11 protein-coding genes are annotated in these 16,639 nt (G+C 43.2%); 5 read left to right on the top strand and 6 right to left on the bottom strand.

The window, feature by feature from the left end; all coding sequences use genetic code 11:
* Positions 1 to 13: 13 nt before the first annotated feature.
* Entirely contained in the window at positions 14 to 871 is an 858-nt protein-coding gene (locus Q0993_RS14855; RefSeq protein WP_299534403.1) for an AraC family transcriptional regulator, read from the bottom strand.
* A gap of 230 nt (positions 872 to 1,101) precedes the next feature.
* On the opposite strand from Q0993_RS14855, the gene Q0993_RS14850 reads away from it, so the two are divergent.
* From Q0993_RS14850 to Q0993_RS14830, 5 genes are all read left to right on the top strand, one after another.
* Positions 1,102 to 4,344: a DUF1553 domain-containing protein gene (locus Q0993_RS14850; protein WP_299534400.1), complete on the top strand. Its 3,243-nt coding sequence runs from the start codon at positions 1,102 to 1,104 to the stop codon at positions 4,342 to 4,344.
* Between the two features lie 15 nt (positions 4,345 to 4,359).
* Positions 4,360 to 5,865 (top strand): DUF1501 domain-containing protein, encoded by a 1,506-nt coding sequence (locus Q0993_RS14845; protein WP_299534397.1) that lies wholly within the window; start codon positions 4,360 to 4,362, stop codon positions 5,863 to 5,865.
* Positions 5,866 to 5,903: 38 nt separating this feature from the next.
* Positions 5,904 to 7,010: a twin-arginine translocation signal domain-containing protein gene (locus Q0993_RS14840; RefSeq protein ID WP_299534394.1), complete on the top strand. Its 1,107-nt coding sequence runs from the start codon at positions 5,904 to 5,906 to the stop codon at positions 7,008 to 7,010.
* 89 nt (positions 7,011 to 7,099) lie between these two features.
* Entirely contained in the window at positions 7,100 to 8,788 is a 1,689-nt protein-coding gene (locus Q0993_RS14835; RefSeq protein ID WP_299534391.1) for a sulfatase, read from the top strand.
* A complete protein-coding gene (locus Q0993_RS14830) occupies positions 8,769 to 10,469 on the top strand; it encodes a sulfatase-like hydrolase/transferase (RefSeq protein ID WP_299534389.1) in 1,701 nt (566 codons plus the stop codon). Before Q0993_RS14835 ends, Q0993_RS14830 begins: the two co-directional genes overlap by 20 nt.
* A 32-nt stretch (positions 10,470 to 10,501) precedes the next feature.
* Here the strand turns inward: Q0993_RS14830 and fucP are convergent, their stop codons facing one another.
* The 5 genes from fucP to Q0993_RS14805 form a co-directional block, all read right to left on the bottom strand.
* Positions 10,502 to 11,821 carry an L-fucose:H+ symporter permease gene (gene fucP / locus Q0993_RS14825; RefSeq protein ID WP_299534386.1) on the bottom strand — a complete coding sequence of 440 codons (1,320 nt, stop codon included), beginning with the start codon at positions 11,819 to 11,821 and terminating at the stop codon, positions 10,502 to 10,504.
* 58 nt (positions 11,822 to 11,879) lie between these two features.
* Positions 11,880 to 12,671 carry an SDR family oxidoreductase gene (locus Q0993_RS14820; RefSeq protein ID WP_299534384.1) on the bottom strand — a complete coding sequence of 264 codons (792 nt, stop codon included), beginning with the start codon at positions 12,669 to 12,671 and terminating at the stop codon, positions 11,880 to 11,882.
* 6 nt (positions 12,672 to 12,677) lie between these two features.
* The gene (locus tag Q0993_RS14815; protein ID WP_299534381.1) at positions 12,678 to 13,508 is read right to left on the bottom strand and encodes an amidohydrolase; all 831 of its coding nucleotides are present in this window, start codon (positions 13,506 to 13,508) and stop codon (positions 12,678 to 12,680) included.
* 1 nt (position 13,509) lies between these two features.
* Positions 13,510 to 15,054 carry an alpha-L-fucosidase gene (locus tag Q0993_RS14810; RefSeq protein ID WP_299534379.1) on the bottom strand — a complete coding sequence of 515 codons (1,545 nt, stop codon included), beginning with the start codon at positions 15,052 to 15,054 and terminating at the stop codon, positions 13,510 to 13,512.
* Positions 15,055 to 15,190: 136 nt separating this feature from the next.
* A complete protein-coding gene (locus Q0993_RS14805; protein WP_299534377.1) occupies positions 15,191 to 16,636 on the bottom strand; it encodes a tagaturonate reductase in 1,446 nt (481 codons plus the stop codon).
* Positions 16,637 to 16,639 lie beyond the last annotated feature (3 nt).

Genomic DNA, 16,639 nt, shown 5'->3' with positions numbered 1-16,639 from the left:
AATAGGGACTAGATCAGGGAACGTTCCGACGGAATTCCGCAGGTGTTTTTCCCGTGGTTTTTTTAAAGATTCGTGTAAAATAGGATGTATTGCCCCAACCTGTTTTTTCCGCGATTTCCTTAATGGAGTTTTTTGTTGTCAATAACAAGGTTTCGGCGCGCTCAACCCTTTTGCTCTGCAGATACCGGCTGGGGCGTATCCCATACCGTTGTTGAAATACCCTTGAAAAGTGGTCTGGGCTCAGGTGGCAAAAAGCGGCCAGGTCTGCAACTCCAAGATCTTCGTGTAGATGTTCCCCGATATAACTTAGAACATCGTTTAAATTGTTTTTCGCCGCGATTCTGGTACTGTTGGCATTGCGGATAAACCGCGAGAATAAAAGCAGTAATAAGGCTTGTGTCTCCATAAACGCCGGAGTGGAAAGGTTTTCGTTCATTTTCTCAAAACGTGATAATGACTTCCGGTTGTCATAGACCTTGGGATTATCATCCTTCAATGAACGGTCCGGGTTAAGTTCCAGCAGCCTTTTGAAATAATGGATATCCATCTCGGTAGCCTTCGATTCGTAGATGAAATGTTTTAAGTTGTAAACGGACAGGCCATTACCTATCTCTTCCAAAAAACTAATATAGTATTGTTCGTGATACGTATTGCAATGATAGCGACTGTATGTAAAACTTGGCACTAAATACAGGTAACCCGCCTTAAAATCGAATTCTTTATAACTGTGATAAATCTTTGCGGTACCCTTGGTTATCAAATACAGGCGTGAAAATGGACTGATGACATTATCATAGTCCCAAGAGGTATCCAGTTGGGCATAACCGATGTTGAGCAATGTCAACTTTAAGGATTGCAAAGTTTTCTGCATTTTTTGAACCATACAAATTATCGGATTTGATACATTGCCAATTTACTGTTTTTTAATAGTCCTTTGCTATAAAAGCCCATTAAATATGTTAAAGAAAGAGATCGCATTATAAGTCATGGCAATTTTGTATAATATTAAAAAGTCGGAAAAGTACAACCCATAGCCTGATTTGTACAAGAATAGATGATGGTGAAGCACTAATTTTGATATGGGTTAAACAAACGGATGGAATGGTAAGGATGCGGTATGCGATTTCGCTTTTGGGATGTATAATTCTCTCCTCCTGTGGCGGCCCCGTTTTGCCGGAATCAGTGCGACAGGAATATGAAAGGCTTCCCAAGGAAGTTAACTTTAACCAACATGTAAAACCAATCCTTTCGGACAAGTGTTTTATCTGTCATGGTCCGGATAAGACAAAAGCGAAGGCTGGGCTACAACTACATCTCCCTGAACTGGCCTATGCCGAATCGACGAATACCCCTGGAATCTTTTCCATTAAACCTGGAAATCCGGGGAAAAGCGAGGTGGTAACCCGTATTCTTTCGGAGGACCCTCAAATGGTAATGCCACAACCGGAATCACACCTTACCTTAACCGATTATGAAAAGGCAATGTTGATTCGATGGATAGAAGAGGGTGCCGAATACAAGGATCATTGGGCCTTTATTCCACCAGAAAAACCTGAGATTCCGATTCTTGAAGAAGAAGAACATATTGAAAATTCCATTGACAATTTTATACAATATAAATTGCAACAGAAAGGATTACAACCTACAAAGAAAGCCGACAAGGAAACCCTGTTGCGTAGGGTTACCTTTGACCTAACGGGATTACCACCCTCCTTGGAAGAAATGAATTCCTTTTTAGAGGATAGATCCCCCAAGGCCTATGAAAAGGCCGTAAATCGATTGTTGGATTCTCCGCATTATGGGGAACAGATGGCCTTGGATTGGATGGATCTGGCCCGGTATGCGGACACACATGGGTACACCGTAGATCGCTATCGCGATGTATCTGTTTGGCGGGATTGGGTAATCGAAGCCTTTTCGAAAAACATGCCTTATGACCAATTTCTGGAATGGCAATTGGCCGGAGATATGTTGCCCAATGCGACAAAGGAACAAATTTTGGCCACTACATTTAACCGGTTGCATCCCCAAAATATGGAGGGCGGCATAGTAGATGAAGAGTTCCGTTCGGAGTATGTTTCGGATAGGGCCAACGTTTTGGGCGAAGGTCTTATGGGGCTTACTATGGCTTGTGCCAAGTGTCATGATCACAAGTATGATCCCATCACCCAAAAAGACTATTTTGAGATGTATAGTTTTTTCAACAATGTCAATGAGTCAGGTCAAATTTCTTGGGATTTATCCATGCCCGTACCTACCTTGATGCTTCCAACCCAGGAGCAAGAGGATTTTTTAACCTATGTGGAGGAACTCATTAGTGGGAACAAGGAAGGTGTTGAATACGCCACAGCAAGTGAAAGTAGTGCTACGGAAAGATGGATAAGATCCGAAGGCTACAAAAAAATCAATGTCCAAGGAACTCCAGATAATCTTAAGGCCAAAATTGACTTTTTCCAAGGGCAATTGCACAATAGGTTAAACCCATCCCAGAAAGGAACCATGAAGCGCCAATACGCCCCAAAACAAGTGGCACACATTGTTGAGGGTAAATCAGGGAAAGGCTTGAAATTGGATGGGGATGCTTGGTTGGATTTAGGTAAAATCGGAATTTTTCAGCGATATCAACCTTTTAGCATCAGTATTGCTATTAATATTCCGGAGGAATTGGAAAATGGGGTTATTTTCCATAAGAATCACGGTACACGATTGTACAATTACCGCGGGTATCATTTGGCCTTAAAAGAAAACAAATTGGAGGCAATGTTGGCTCATGTATGGCCAGATAATGCCATAGTAGAATTGAGTCTTGATGAGATTCCGAAAAATACATGGGTACAACTAACCATGACCTATGATGGTTCCAGTACATCGGACGGACTTAAAGTTTTTATGGATGGCCATGAGCTTAGGACCGAAGTTGAGGTAGATAATTTATACAAGGATATCATCTTTGATACCCCTGATGATTTCACCAATGGGAAACCTGTTGAACCCGGCTTGCAGATTGGTGCCCGTTGGAGAGGAAAGGGAATAGGTGGGGCCATAGTCGATGATATTTTGGTGTTCGATAAGGAACTGACCTATGTTGAGGTATTGCAAATTTCCAATAGGGATGCACTGACGGGATTGCTTTCAAAATCACCCGATCAACTCTCCCAGAACGAAAAAATCCATTTGACCCGGTATCATCTTGCCAAGTATTCCAAGGCGTATCGAAACGCGTTGAAAGCACTGGAAAAGACCCGAAAAATATACGTGGACAGCGTAGAACGCGTACAGGAAATTATGGTGATGAAGGAGATGGACCAACCTCGGGAAACCTTCGTCCTGGAACGCGGGCAGTATGATGCATATGGGGAACAGGTCTACCCCGGTGCACCTGAAAAGATATTTCCCTACCCGGATAGCCTTCCCAAAAATCGATTGGGACTGGCCAAATGGGTAACCCATGAAAAGAATCCCCTTACCGCCCGTGTTGCGGTAAACCGATATTGGCAAAATCTATTTGGTACCGGAATCGTAAAGACGGCTGAGGATTTTGGAAATCAAGGAGAATTGCCCAGTCATCCTGAATTGTTGGACTGGTTGGCCCTACAATTTGTGCAATCCGGTTGGGATGTAAAATCCCTACATAAATTGATGGTCATGTCCCATACCTATCAACAGTCCTCTTTGGCTGGCGAAGAATTGATGGATATGGATGGGGATAATCGTTTGTTGGCCAGGGGGCCATCAAAACGATTGACGGGTGAAATGCTGCGAAATAATGCCCTTTCCGCTTCCGGATTACTCAATAGGAAAATAGGCGGTAAAAGTGTTAAACCTTATCAACCTGAAGGGCTTTGGAAGATAAATGGGGCAAGTTATACCGAGGACAAAGGAGAGAAACTGTACCGAAAAAGCATGTATACGATTTGGAAGCGTTCGGTACCCCATCCAACATTGGCCACTTTTGATGCGCCCGAACGTTCCATATGCACTGTGCGTAGACAAGAAACCAATACGCCATTACAGGCACTGGTACTCCTCAATGACCCCACTTATGTGGAAGCTTCTCGGGTGCTGGGGAAAAGTATAACGGAACAACAGACAGTTCAGGAGGGAATATCTATTGTTTTTAGACAACTGACCGGAAGAAAGATACGGTCAGATGAATTGAAGTTATTGATGGACCTGCAAAAGGATGAACTCGAAAATTTCAAACATAATCCACCCAAAAAAGATGGGTGGTTGAATACCGGGGAGTTTCGTATCGATTCCACGGATGATGCTGCCCTGATAGCGGCCAACGCCGTAGTGGCCAGTACGATTATGAACCTGGATGCAACCATTACAAAAAGATAAAAACAGACCAAAGTTATGTGTCACCATCACGACATTTTAAAATCCAACAATAAAGATCTGCAACAGGTAGAGCGGCAATGGGATAGAAGGAATTTTTTGACCAAGACCTCGCTGGGTCTGGGAGCCTTGGCCTTGAGTTCCCTTTTGAATACTGAAAAAGCCTTTGGTGCAATAGAAGGAATCGGCCAGCAAGGTACCATGGCATTTGACAGGAACGGTTTAGGGCTTCCCCATTATTTGCCCAAAGCCAAACGCATCGTTTACCTTTTTCAAAGTGGTGGACCTTCGCAACTGGATATGTTCGATTACAAACCCAAATTAAGGGATATGTTCGGGAAGGATTTACCGGATTCCGTGCGACAGGGACAACGCCTTACGGCGATGAGTGCCGAACAGACTACTTTTCCGATTGCACCATCGATCATGGATTTTAAACAGTATGGTGAATCACGGGCTTGGGTGAGTGAATTAATGCCATATACCGCCCAAGTGGTCGATGATCTATGTTTTATAAAATCCATGCAAACGGATGCCATTAATCATGATCCCGCTATCACCTTTCTGCAAACGGGAAATCAACTGCCCGGCAGGCCGTCCATTGGGGCGTGGTTGAGCTATGGGCTTGGATCGGACAATGATAATCTACCCACTTTTATTACTTTGATAACCAAAGGTATGGGTGGCCAACCTTTGTATTCTCGCCTGTGGGGCAATGGTTTTTTGCCTACGGAACATCAGGGAGTCCAATTTCGATCGGGTAAAGATCCGGTTTTGTACTTAAGCGACCCAAAAAATTACGATGGGAATGATCGAAGGAAAATGTTGGATTATTTGGGCAAACTCAACCAACTGCAACATGATGCCTACGGGGATCCCGAAATAATGGCCCGAATGACGCAATATGAAATGGCCTTCCGAATGCAAACATCAGTACCGGAGGTGACCGACATTTCCGATGAGCCGGATTATATCTTTGATATGTACGGGAAAGACAGTAGAGATCCGGGTACCTATGCAGCCAATTGTCTTATGGCCCGAAAGTTATTGGAAAAGGATGTGAAGTTTGTGCAGTTATATCACCAAGGATGGGATCAGCATATAGGTTGCCCAGGAGGTGTCCGAAGCCAATGCAAGCTTACCGATCAGGCCAATGCCGCTTTGATAAAGGATTTAAAGCAACGGGGAATGCTAGAGGATACCCTAGTAATCTGGGGCGGGGAGTTTGGACGTACCGTATATTCCCAGGGACAGCTAACCACGGAAGACTATGGACGTGACCATCATCCAAAAGCATTTACCATGTGGATGGCCGGTGCCGGGGTAAAACCTGGTTTCACGTACGGGGAAACCGATGACTTCAGTTACAACGTAGTAAAAGATCCAGTACATGTACATGATTTTCATGCTACATTGCTGCACCTTTTTGGTATTGACCATGAAAGATTGACCTTTAAGCACCAAGGTAGGCGTTACCGCCTCACCGATGTGCACGGTCATGTGGTAAAGGATATTTTGGCCTAAGGAAATTTTTGATTAACAAACTAAACCATGACCCAATTATGAACAGCAGAAGAAGTTTCTTGAAAAAAACTACGGTAGCAGGTACGGCTGTGGCCGCGCTTCCCTCTTTCACATTTGGAATTGTCAAGAATAGAACAGCTGAGGATGATATAATAGGGCATGGGGATTTTAGGTATAAGGTTCATAAGGATTGGGCCAAAATGACCGTAGGCCACAACCCGATTCTCAATTGCCATGAGATGCAAATGGATAGCAAAGGCCGTCTGATCATGTTGGGGGACCATACGGATAATAATATTCTGATTTTTGATAAATCGGGAAAACTTTTGGATTATTGGGGTACCAGATATCCAGGGGGTCATGGATTGACCCTACATGATGAAGGCGGAGAGGACATGCTGTACATAGTGGATTGTGGATGGTTTCAAGACAGATCGGGTAAATGGACCAAACAGTCAGGTACGGTAAGTAAGACGACCGTGGATGGCAAGTTGTTGTTTATGTTACCGGACCCGCGTACTATTGGGGTGTACTCAAAAGATCAAGATTACCTTCCCACGGAAACGGCAATAGGTCCCAACGGGGACATTTATGTTGCCGATGGCTATGGTTCCGATTACATCTTGCAATTCAATGCCAAAGGGGAGTTTGTTAGAAAATGGGGTGGGCATGACCATGAGGATGAAAACTTGAACTTAAGAAATGCCCATGGCGTAGCCGTGGACTATCGCGATACGAAAAATCCGGTTCTGATCGTTACGTCCAGAGCTACCAATAGCTTTAAATTTTTCACCCTGAGCGGGCAATACATCAAAACGGTGAAGCTGCCCGGTGCGTTTGTCTGCAGGCCGGTTATGGACGATTCCAACATCTATTCCGGTGTATGCTGGTCCCAGACCCGGGAAGGGAAGGACTATGTTAGGGATACCGGTTTTGTAACTATCCTGGACGGGGACAATAAAGTGGTCTCCAATCCTGGTGGGGAAGCACCCCTATATAAAAATGGCCAGTTACAAAAAATGTATCAGTCAAAGATTCCCGTTTTCAATCATGGGCATGATGTATGCATTGATGCGGACAAAAATGTATATGTCTGCCAATGGAACGCACACCATACGCCTCCGATAAAACTGGAGCGAATCTAAAACATTGGATTATTTGTCAAAGATTATAGTTCACGATTTTCGTGTAACTCTTCAGTATTCCCTATTTTTAGATACCAAAATCCAACCTAATGTCACTTTTTTTTAGAAGCCTGTCCTTTCCCATTTCCATTCTTTCCTTCATCCTAATTTTGGCATGTTCCAGCAAGGAAACGTCTCACGTGAAGCAGAAACCCAACATAATTTTCATTATGTCCGATGACCACACCACTCAGGCATTGGGGGTTTATGGAAGTCAATTGGCGGATTTGGATCCTACCCCCAATTTGGACAAGATAGCGAAAGAAGGAATGATTTTCGATAACTGTTTTGTGAACAATTCCATTTGCGTACCCAGTAGGGCAGCTATTATTACGGGGCAAAGAGCACAAACCAATGGTGTAATAGATCTTGAAGGTTACATAGATCCGGAAAGACAATATCTACCCAAAGAGATGAAAAAATTGGGATATCATACAGCAATAGTAGGGAAATGGCATTTGAAAAAGGAACCCGTAGCTTTTGATTTTTATCAAGTATTACCTTCTCAAGGGAAGTATTTCGATCCAGAATTTCGTGTACGCGGCGATAAGCCCTGGCCGGAAAATGTCGTTAAGACCCAAGGGCATTCGTCCGACAAGATTATGGATATTACATTGGATTATTTAAGGAACCAACGGGACCCTTCCAAACCCTTTTTTCTGATGCACCATTTTAAGGCACCCCATGACGACTTTGAATATGCGCCAAGATATGAGGATTACCTATCGGAAACCTTTATTCCTGAGCCGGAAAGCTTGTATGACAATGGGAACAATGGTTCGTCGGCAACTCGTGGAAAAAACGATTCCTTGACCCGCATTATAGGTTCTTCGGTTTCGCGAAGGAATCTTATTCGGAATCAGGCCATGAACATTTACTGGAATGATAGTACGATTTACACAAAATACAGGGATGCCAAGGATATTGAACCCCATGAGTTTGAAAAGTGGGAGATGAATCAGTTGGAAAAGGAGTATGCTAGCCAAGTATACCAGGATTACCTAAAGAAATACTTGCGTTGCGTTAAGGGCGTAGATGATAATATACGGCGTTTAATGGACTATTTGAAGGAAGAAGGCCTGCTGGAAAATACAATCATTGTCTATACGGGAGACCAAGGTTTTATGCTGGGTGAGCACGACTATATCGACAAACGATGGATGTATGAGGAATCCATGCGTATGCCCTTTTTTGTACGTTATCCAAAATCCATTAAGGGTGGAATCAGAACGGACGCTATTATCAACAATACGGATTTTGCACCGACCCTTATAGAACTGGCCGGTGGCAAAAGTCCTGATTATATGCAAGGAAAGAGTTTTAAATCCATTTTGGAAACAGGGGAGGAGCCCGAGAATTGGCAAAAGGCCACCTATTATCGGTATTGGATGCACTTGGCCCATAAGCATCAGAATCCGGCCCATTTTGGTATCCGTACCAAGGACTACAAATTGATTTTCTTTTACGGGAAATATTGGGTGGATACGGATGATCCCAATGCTACTTGGAATAAAAAGAGCTGGGGAAACGATTTTGCGAACCATACACCACCGGCCTGGGAATTCTATGATTTGAAAAAGGACCCCAAGGAAATGAACAATGCATATAGCAATCCCCAATATGCTGAGGTCATTGCAGACCTGAAACTACAATTGACAAAAATACGGAAGGACTTGAACGAAACCGACGCGAACTATCCGCATATTCAAAAGATTATTGATGCGCATTGGGAAGATTGAACATTTTAAAAGTGCTTTAGGCTTCATTCTTGGTATTGTCTTTTTCAATGCCATTGGGATATTGACCACATTCGCTCAAGAAAGGCCAAATTTTATTTTTATCCTAACGGATGACCAGTCCTATGGCTATATGCGCTGTACAGGTAACCCGATTGTAAAGACACCCAATCTGGATGCTTTGGCCCAAGAAGGAATCCTATTTACCAATGCCCACATTACCAGTGCAATCTGTACCCCAAGCCGCGCCAGTATTTTAACGAGTCAATTTGAGCGGAAACATGGCATCAATTTCAATTCAGGCACCAGTATGGCGGAAGAAGCCTGGGAGCAAACCTATCCCATGCTTATGCGAGGGAATGGCTATTACACGGGTTGGATTGGAAAAAACCATGTACCCGTTGGAGAGGGAGGTTATAAAAGCGGTATAATGGAAGGCAGTTTTGATTACTGGTATGCCGGTCATGGTCACTTGGGTTTCTATCCAAAGGAGCGTCATAGGATTTTTAACGGGGCCAAATCGGAAACCCAAGTAGAGGTAATATCGGAAGGAGTGTCTGATTTTTTATCCAACGAAGAAAAGCTTCAGGGTGCATTGAGATTTGTGGAAAACCGACCTGAAAACCGACCTTTTATGCTGTCGGTTTGTTTTAATCTTCCGCACAGTGCTGGTACTTCAACTATGGAAATGAGAGAAACGGACGATACCATATATAAGTCCTTATATCGTGATATTGAGATGCCGCTTCCGGATCATTATGTGGCCAAAAAAGATATAAAAAACCCGAAACTTCCCCCCGCTATACATAGGGCCGAGGATAGGCAAACCTCATATGCATTTGTAGATACGCCTTCAGATACCAAAGAGCGATACGTACGGCAGCTACAGGCTATGACGGGAATAGACCGTCTTGTGGGACGATTACGCAAAATGTTAGGAGAACAAAATTTGGACCGAAATACGATTATTGTTTTTACTTCGGACCATGGTCTTTTCATGGGACAATTTGGTTTGGGCGGTAAGGCCTTGTGTTACGAAATAACCACTCATGTTCCCTTGATTATTTATGACCCAACCTCAAAAAAGTCGACGAGAAGAAGAAAATCAGATGCTCTTGTTCAAAGCGTCGATATAGCACCTACATTGCTTTCCATGGCCGGTATTCCCATCCCGAAAAGTTATCAGGGAAGGGATTTGACGGATATTCTGTCCGGAACGAAAACTTCTGTTCGGAACTACCTGTATACGGAAAACTTATGGTCTACGCACTTTGGCAATCCTAGATGCGAGTCCGTGCAAAACAAGGAGTGGAAATATATTCGTTATTATAGGAATGAGAACCTCCCGGCTCGTAAAATAATAGAAACGGCCCAGGAAATGAATATTTCGCCAACCGGTATGCTTTACGAGATACACGACTCGGATATAGCCATCTATCGCAACTATGTGGAAGGGCCATTGCAAGGGGAGACTGCAGTATATGAGGAGCTTTTTGATTTAAGCGCAGATCCAGATGAGACCACGAACTTGGCCGATAAAGCCTTATATGCCAAAAAGCTTGTTGAAATGCAAGTTATTTGGAAAAAGGAAATACAATACGCAAGGGGTAAAGGTTTTCCTAAGGTGCTACGCTATACGGCCGATAGTGAAGCGGAAAGAAGTTTTGGTATTAAACCAAAGTGATTTCTAGGCCATTTGCATGGATTGGGATTTGTTTAGCGATGGTAGATTTTATAGGTCCTGTGACCGTAAATGGCTACAACCAAGAGGCATATCAACGAAAGTACAAAGGAAAAACGCATTTCACTTACCCCAAGAAACCTAACATCCTCATAACCAAACCCACCAAAATCGAGCATATATCCCTGTACATAGGGCAATAAAGCTCCCCCGACAATAGCCATTACCAAAAAAGCCGCGCCAAATTTGGCATCCTCGCCTTGACCTTCAAGGGCAATTCCATAGATAGTAGGGAACATGATCGACATAAATAGGGAAGTGGCCACCAGGGAATAAATCCCCAACATACCCGGTAAAAAAATGGCGCCGATAAGGGTAAGCATTCCTCCGATACCGAACAACATCAACAATTTGCCAGAATCTATTTTACTCATTAGCGCGGTACCAATGGTTCTACCCGTAAGAAAAACCACGTAACCAGCTAATCCGTACCAAACCGCGGATTTCGCATCGATACCCAAAGTTTCCGCATACTGGTAAACAAAGGTCCAACACATGATTTGGGCGCCTACATAAAAGGCTTGGGCAATGACACCAAAGGCAAATTTGGGTTGTTTCCATAACCTTCGTAGGGAATCCATAAAGTTAACCTTGGTTTCTTGGTGCTTGTTTTGCGGCATCTTGATCACACTGATCAGTACAAAGAAGAAGGTAACGACAATTCCTAAAATGACATAGGGATTTCGAATAATTTCAAGGTCGGATGTCCTTATCACTGCTTTGGCGCTTTCGGATAAGGTGTCGAAAATGGGAGTTCCATCAGCATCGGTATCATCAGATCTCAGGGCTCCCAGCACAAAATTTTGTGCTATCAACAAACCGGTGATGGAACCCACAGGGTTAAACATCTGGGCAAAGTTCAAACGTTGGGTGGCCGTTTCTTCTGCGCCCATGGATAGAATGTATGGGTTCGAGGTCGTTTCCAAAAAGGCCAGCCCAAAAGTCAAGATATAAAGTGCAGCCAAAAAGAAGCCGTAACTTTCCTTGGCGGCAGCGGGATAAAACAAAAGAGCCCCAACCGCGTATAAAACCAGACCCATTAGCACCCCTTTTTTATAGGAAAATCGATTTACAAATAAGGCCGCGGGGATGGCCATGGTAAAATAGCCTCCGTAAAATGCCAACTGTACCAAAGACGCCTGCGTGTTGCTTAGTTCCAACACCTTTTGGAAACCCCGAACCATAGGATTGGTCATGTCATTGGCCAAGCCCCATAACGCAAACAGAGAGGTAATCAAAATAAAAGGGACGAGTACCGATTTTGAGACTACGGGTATTTTATGGGTGGTATTCATATAGGTGGTTTAGTGGTTTTCCTTGGTATGTTTATTTGGCTTATGCTATATTTCCTTGTCATTCCGTCAACAATGCCCGGTCCAAATGTACATATCCGCCATCTACGGTAATAAATTGTCCTGTGGTATGCGACGATTTTTCAGAGATGGTAAATAAACAGAGGTCCGCAATTTCCTGTGGGGTGGTCATTCGATTTCCCAAAGGAATTTTTTTGATGATGGATTTTAGTTTCTCTTCGCCACTGTCCAACGTTTTTATCCAGGAATCATAGGAAGGGGTCCAGCTTTCCGCAATGATTATGGCATTGGAACGGATGCCTTCCTTGATCAGATCAACGGCCCATTCCCGGGTCAACCCCAAAACACCGCCTTTTGCCGCTGCATAGCCCGAAGTATTTCCTTGTCCGGTCAATGCCACCTTAGATCCGATATTTAAAATATTTCCTTTTGCCTTTTTGATATAGGGCAGGCAATATTTGGTCATGGTAAAAAAACTGACCAGGTTTAATTTCAAGGAATACATAAAGTCTTCAATAGAAGCATCCAAACCTGCCCCATCATTAACGCCGACATTATTTATCAAAGCATCGATTTGTCCGTATTTATCTCCGATTTTCTTTGCGGCGCTTTCTACTTGTGCCGGATCCGATAAATCGGTTTTAACAAAAATGGAATCGATACCTCTTTCCTGCAAAGCCGACTCATAACCATAACCACGGTCATTACGACAAACTATAACAGGTATGGCGCCTTCATTGGCCAAGGCCTGGACTATGGTTTCTCCAATACTACCTTTTAAACCGGCGGCACCGGTAACTACTACGACCTTGTTTGTTAAGCCTAAATCCATTGATTCTTACTTTAAATTATAAAACTGTATTGCGTTCAAACCCATTACGGCCTCCTGTTCGGCAGGGCTGAGTTTGGAAACAAAATCGCTTACTAAATTTTTTACCTGCCCATAAGTACCCGCAACCAAGCAGACCGGCCAATCCGAACCATACATAAGTTTGGAGGGGCCAAAGGCCTCAAGTACCAAATCCATATAAGGGGTTATCTGTTGAGGGCTCCAGGTTGAATAACCGGATTCTGTAACCATTCCCGATAGTTTACAATGGACGTTATCATATTTTGCGATTTCTTTCATAAGAACTGACCAACCTTCATAAAAACCATCTTTAATGTAGGGCTTGGCGATATGATCTATTACGAATTTTTGATGGGGAAACCGTTTCACAAACTCCAAAGCGGCACCAAGCTGGTGCGGGAAAATAAGGATGTCATATACGTAATCGTATTTTTCCAAAAACGAGATGCCCCGCAAAAAATCGGCCCTCAACAAAAAATTATGGTCCGGTTCTCCCTGGACGATATGCCGGAAACCCTTTATCTTTTCATATTGCTTATATTTTTCCAAGGTCTCGTCCACAGCATCGGAACGTAGGTCTACCCATCCAACGACTCCTTTGATAAACGAATGCTCCTTGGCCAATCCCAATAGGAAATTGGTCTCTTCCAAAGTTTGATCTGCTTGTACGGCCACACAACCATCCACGCCGTTTTCCTCATAAATCTTTTTTAGGTCGGAAGGCATGAAATCCCTTCGTATGGCAGACATACTTTCATCTATCCAAGAATGCTTTACCGGTTCGTACTTCCAAAAATGTTGATGTGCGTCAATAGTCATTTTATTGGGATATGGTTACTTTAATTACGGTTGCCAGCTCGTCCAATGGTTCCGCAGGTGTTTTGAGCGTCAGCCCTCTTTCCGGGTCATACTTCCAAACGATTTTCTCGTCACTCCCTAGAACTGAGACATTTTCTATACTGGGCACATCCAAGATATTCTTTTTGGCGAAGGATTCCAGGATAAGTTCCTTAACGGGTTCAATAGAGCCCAGAACAATGCCATAAATGGTGTAGTCCTTTGTGGTATAGCGAATGTCCTTGTTGGAATACGTAAGTTTCATAAAGGCCTTATGGTTCTCAAAATGACCTTCGGGTTCCTTAGTAGGTCCTTCTCCAAAAGTATACCATGCCTCCGTGTCGTAAATGGCCTCTCCATATCTTTTGAGCCAATGGCCCATTTGTAATAGGCCATCTTTTTGATTATCGGGAATGGTTCCATCCGATTTTGGGGAGACGTTCAAAAGTAGCACACCATTTTTACTTACAATATCAATGAGCATATGGAGTACATCCTTGGCCGGTTTTACCCCAAGGTTTTCGGTATAGCACCAACTGCCATCACTGATCGTGGCATCGGTCATCCAAGGTTTTGTCCCTATCTCATTTTTTCTGGCCTGTTCCAAATCTTCTACACTCATGCTCAAAGGAAGGTCGTGCTGCTTCCGAACAATGACCACCTCCTGGTCTTTATCTTTGGCCTCATTCAAATAATAGGCTGCAAAATCCTTGCGATACTCCTGTGGAATATTTCCCAAAACATAGTCGAACCATACAATATCGGGATGATAGTTGTCCACGACTTCCTTAAGTTTGCCCAACCAGACTTCCCTATACCATTTTTCATGTTCCATGTTTCCATACATCAGTTGCAAATTTGGGTCGTCGGAACTTGGGGGCATCCCTTCAAAATAAGGATAATGACTTAGCTGTTCCTCTTTTCCCAATTCCGAACTTCGCTGTAGGTTTTTGGCGTGGTGAAAGGCGGTAATGAATTTCATGCCCTTGGCCTTGATGGCCTTTTCCAACTCACCGGTAATATCCCGTTTTGGTCCGGTATCCATTACATTCCAAGGTGTAATTTTACTGTCCCACATGGCATACCCATCATGATGCTCCGCAACAGGTCCCGCGAATTTGGCACCGGCATCCTTAAAAAGTTGGGCCCAGGAATCGGCATCGAATTTTTCGGCCTTGAACATCGGTGCAAAATCATGATATCCAAATTCCGAGGGTTCACCATATTTTTCCACATGATGTTTGTAGATTTCATTGTCCTTGAAGTGCATCCAACGTGGATACCATTCGTTTTTGAATGCGGGGACCGAATATAGGCCCCAATGGAAATAGATACCCAATTTGGCATTTTCAAACCATTCTGGTGATTCGTTATGTTTGCCAAGGGAGGCCCAATCTTCAGTATATTGCTCTTTTTCAACGATTAAGGCATCTTTTAAAGCGGTAGAATCCGCCTCTTTTTTTTCAGCACAACCCAATATCCCAATTGCAACCAAAAAGGTGAAAAATCTAAATTTTGAACTTTTCATGTATTTGAATTTATTGCTTTGCCCGGTCATATACTTTGTTTGCCAAGTAGATAAGGACACTCATCTAAACGTTTTTAAGTTGCTACTATAAAAAACCAATTCCCCAATCTATTTTGTTGATAGTACCGGGATTAGGCTATTCGTATGATTTGAGTTGCGCTGTCAATGCCGTTACCATACCACGGGAGACGATATCTTCTAAATAAGTTTCTACTACTTCCTGTAACCCATTAAAGTCTGTAAGATTTTTTCCCCAAAAGGCCGTATTCGCCAATGTACTATTGGTTACTGAAGAAATATCCCCCGAAGCCCATTGGGATTCAAAAAAGTCTAGGACTTCTCTATCATCCCTTAAGGGAATGGACGTTCCATTTCTTTCTCCTTTGTAAAAAGCGATCAACGCGGCCAACGAAAACAATAACCTTTTGGGCAACTTGTTTTGTCGCTTTATATATTCCAAAATAGACGGTAATACCCTGGTCTTGAATTTGGAAACCGAATTCAATGAAATGCTTAGCAGGGCATGTTCCAAATAGGGATTTCTAAATCGGTCCAAAACATCATTGGCAAACTGATCCAACTCTTTTTGGGGTAAATCCAAGGTAAGGCAGATCTCATTGAAAATAGCATCTCTTAGGAAAGTCCCTACTACAGGGTCCTCCAAGGATTCGCGAACTTTATCTATTCCATATAAATAACCGACCGGGACCAATGAGGTATGTGCACCGTTCAATATACGCACCTTCCGGGTACGATAGGGTTCCATATTGTCGGTAAAAACGACGTTCAACCCACAGGCTTTGGCCGGAAATTCCTGTTGCACGGATTCCGGTCCTTCTATGACCCATAAATGGAACTGTTCTCCTTCAACGATTAGATTATCCTTATATCCAAGTTCTTGGGTCAAGGTTTCTACTTTATCCTTTGGGTAGCCGGGTACAATACGGTCTACCAGGGTATTACAAAAGATATTGGCTTCTTCTATCCAATTGATAAATCCGTTATCCAAACCCCAATCGTTGGCGTGTTGCAATACAATTCTTTTCAAATTATCCCCATTTCTATCGATTAGTTCACAGGGAATTAGGATAAGGCCTTTATTAAGATCTCCTTCAAAAGTTTGATACCTTCGGTACAGAAATGCGGTCAGTTTGCCTGGGAAACTTTTTTGTGGAGTATCTTCCAATCTGTCCGTTTTGGAGTAGGCTATTCCTGCCTCCGTAGTGTTGGAAATAATAAACCGCAAATTGGGATTATCGGCATTGACCAAGTAATCGGTATAATTTTCATAAGGATTTATTCCTCTTTGAATACAGTCAATAACTTGATGTTCACTAATTGCTTTTCCATGCCTAATACCATTCAAATAAAGGGTGTACAGTCCATCCTGATCATTGAGCATTTGTACCAAACCCTGTTCTATGGGCTGTACCACCACTACACCGCCGTTAAAATCCGCTTTTCGGTTCATTTCATGGATCATCCAGTCGGCAAATGCCCTTAGAAAGTTTCCTTCTCCAAATTGTAGTATTCTTTCCGTGTAGGAGTTTCCCGAAAATGTGCTTCTGTTCAATGAATTCATTTA

This window comes from Ulvibacterium sp. (genome assembly GCF_028285715.1).
Taxonomy (GTDB): Bacteria; Bacteroidota; Bacteroidia; order Flavobacteriales; family Flavobacteriaceae; genus Ulvibacterium.
The sequence above is the reverse complement of the archived record's forward strand: the minus strand, read 5'-3'. Positions and strand labels throughout refer to the sequence as shown.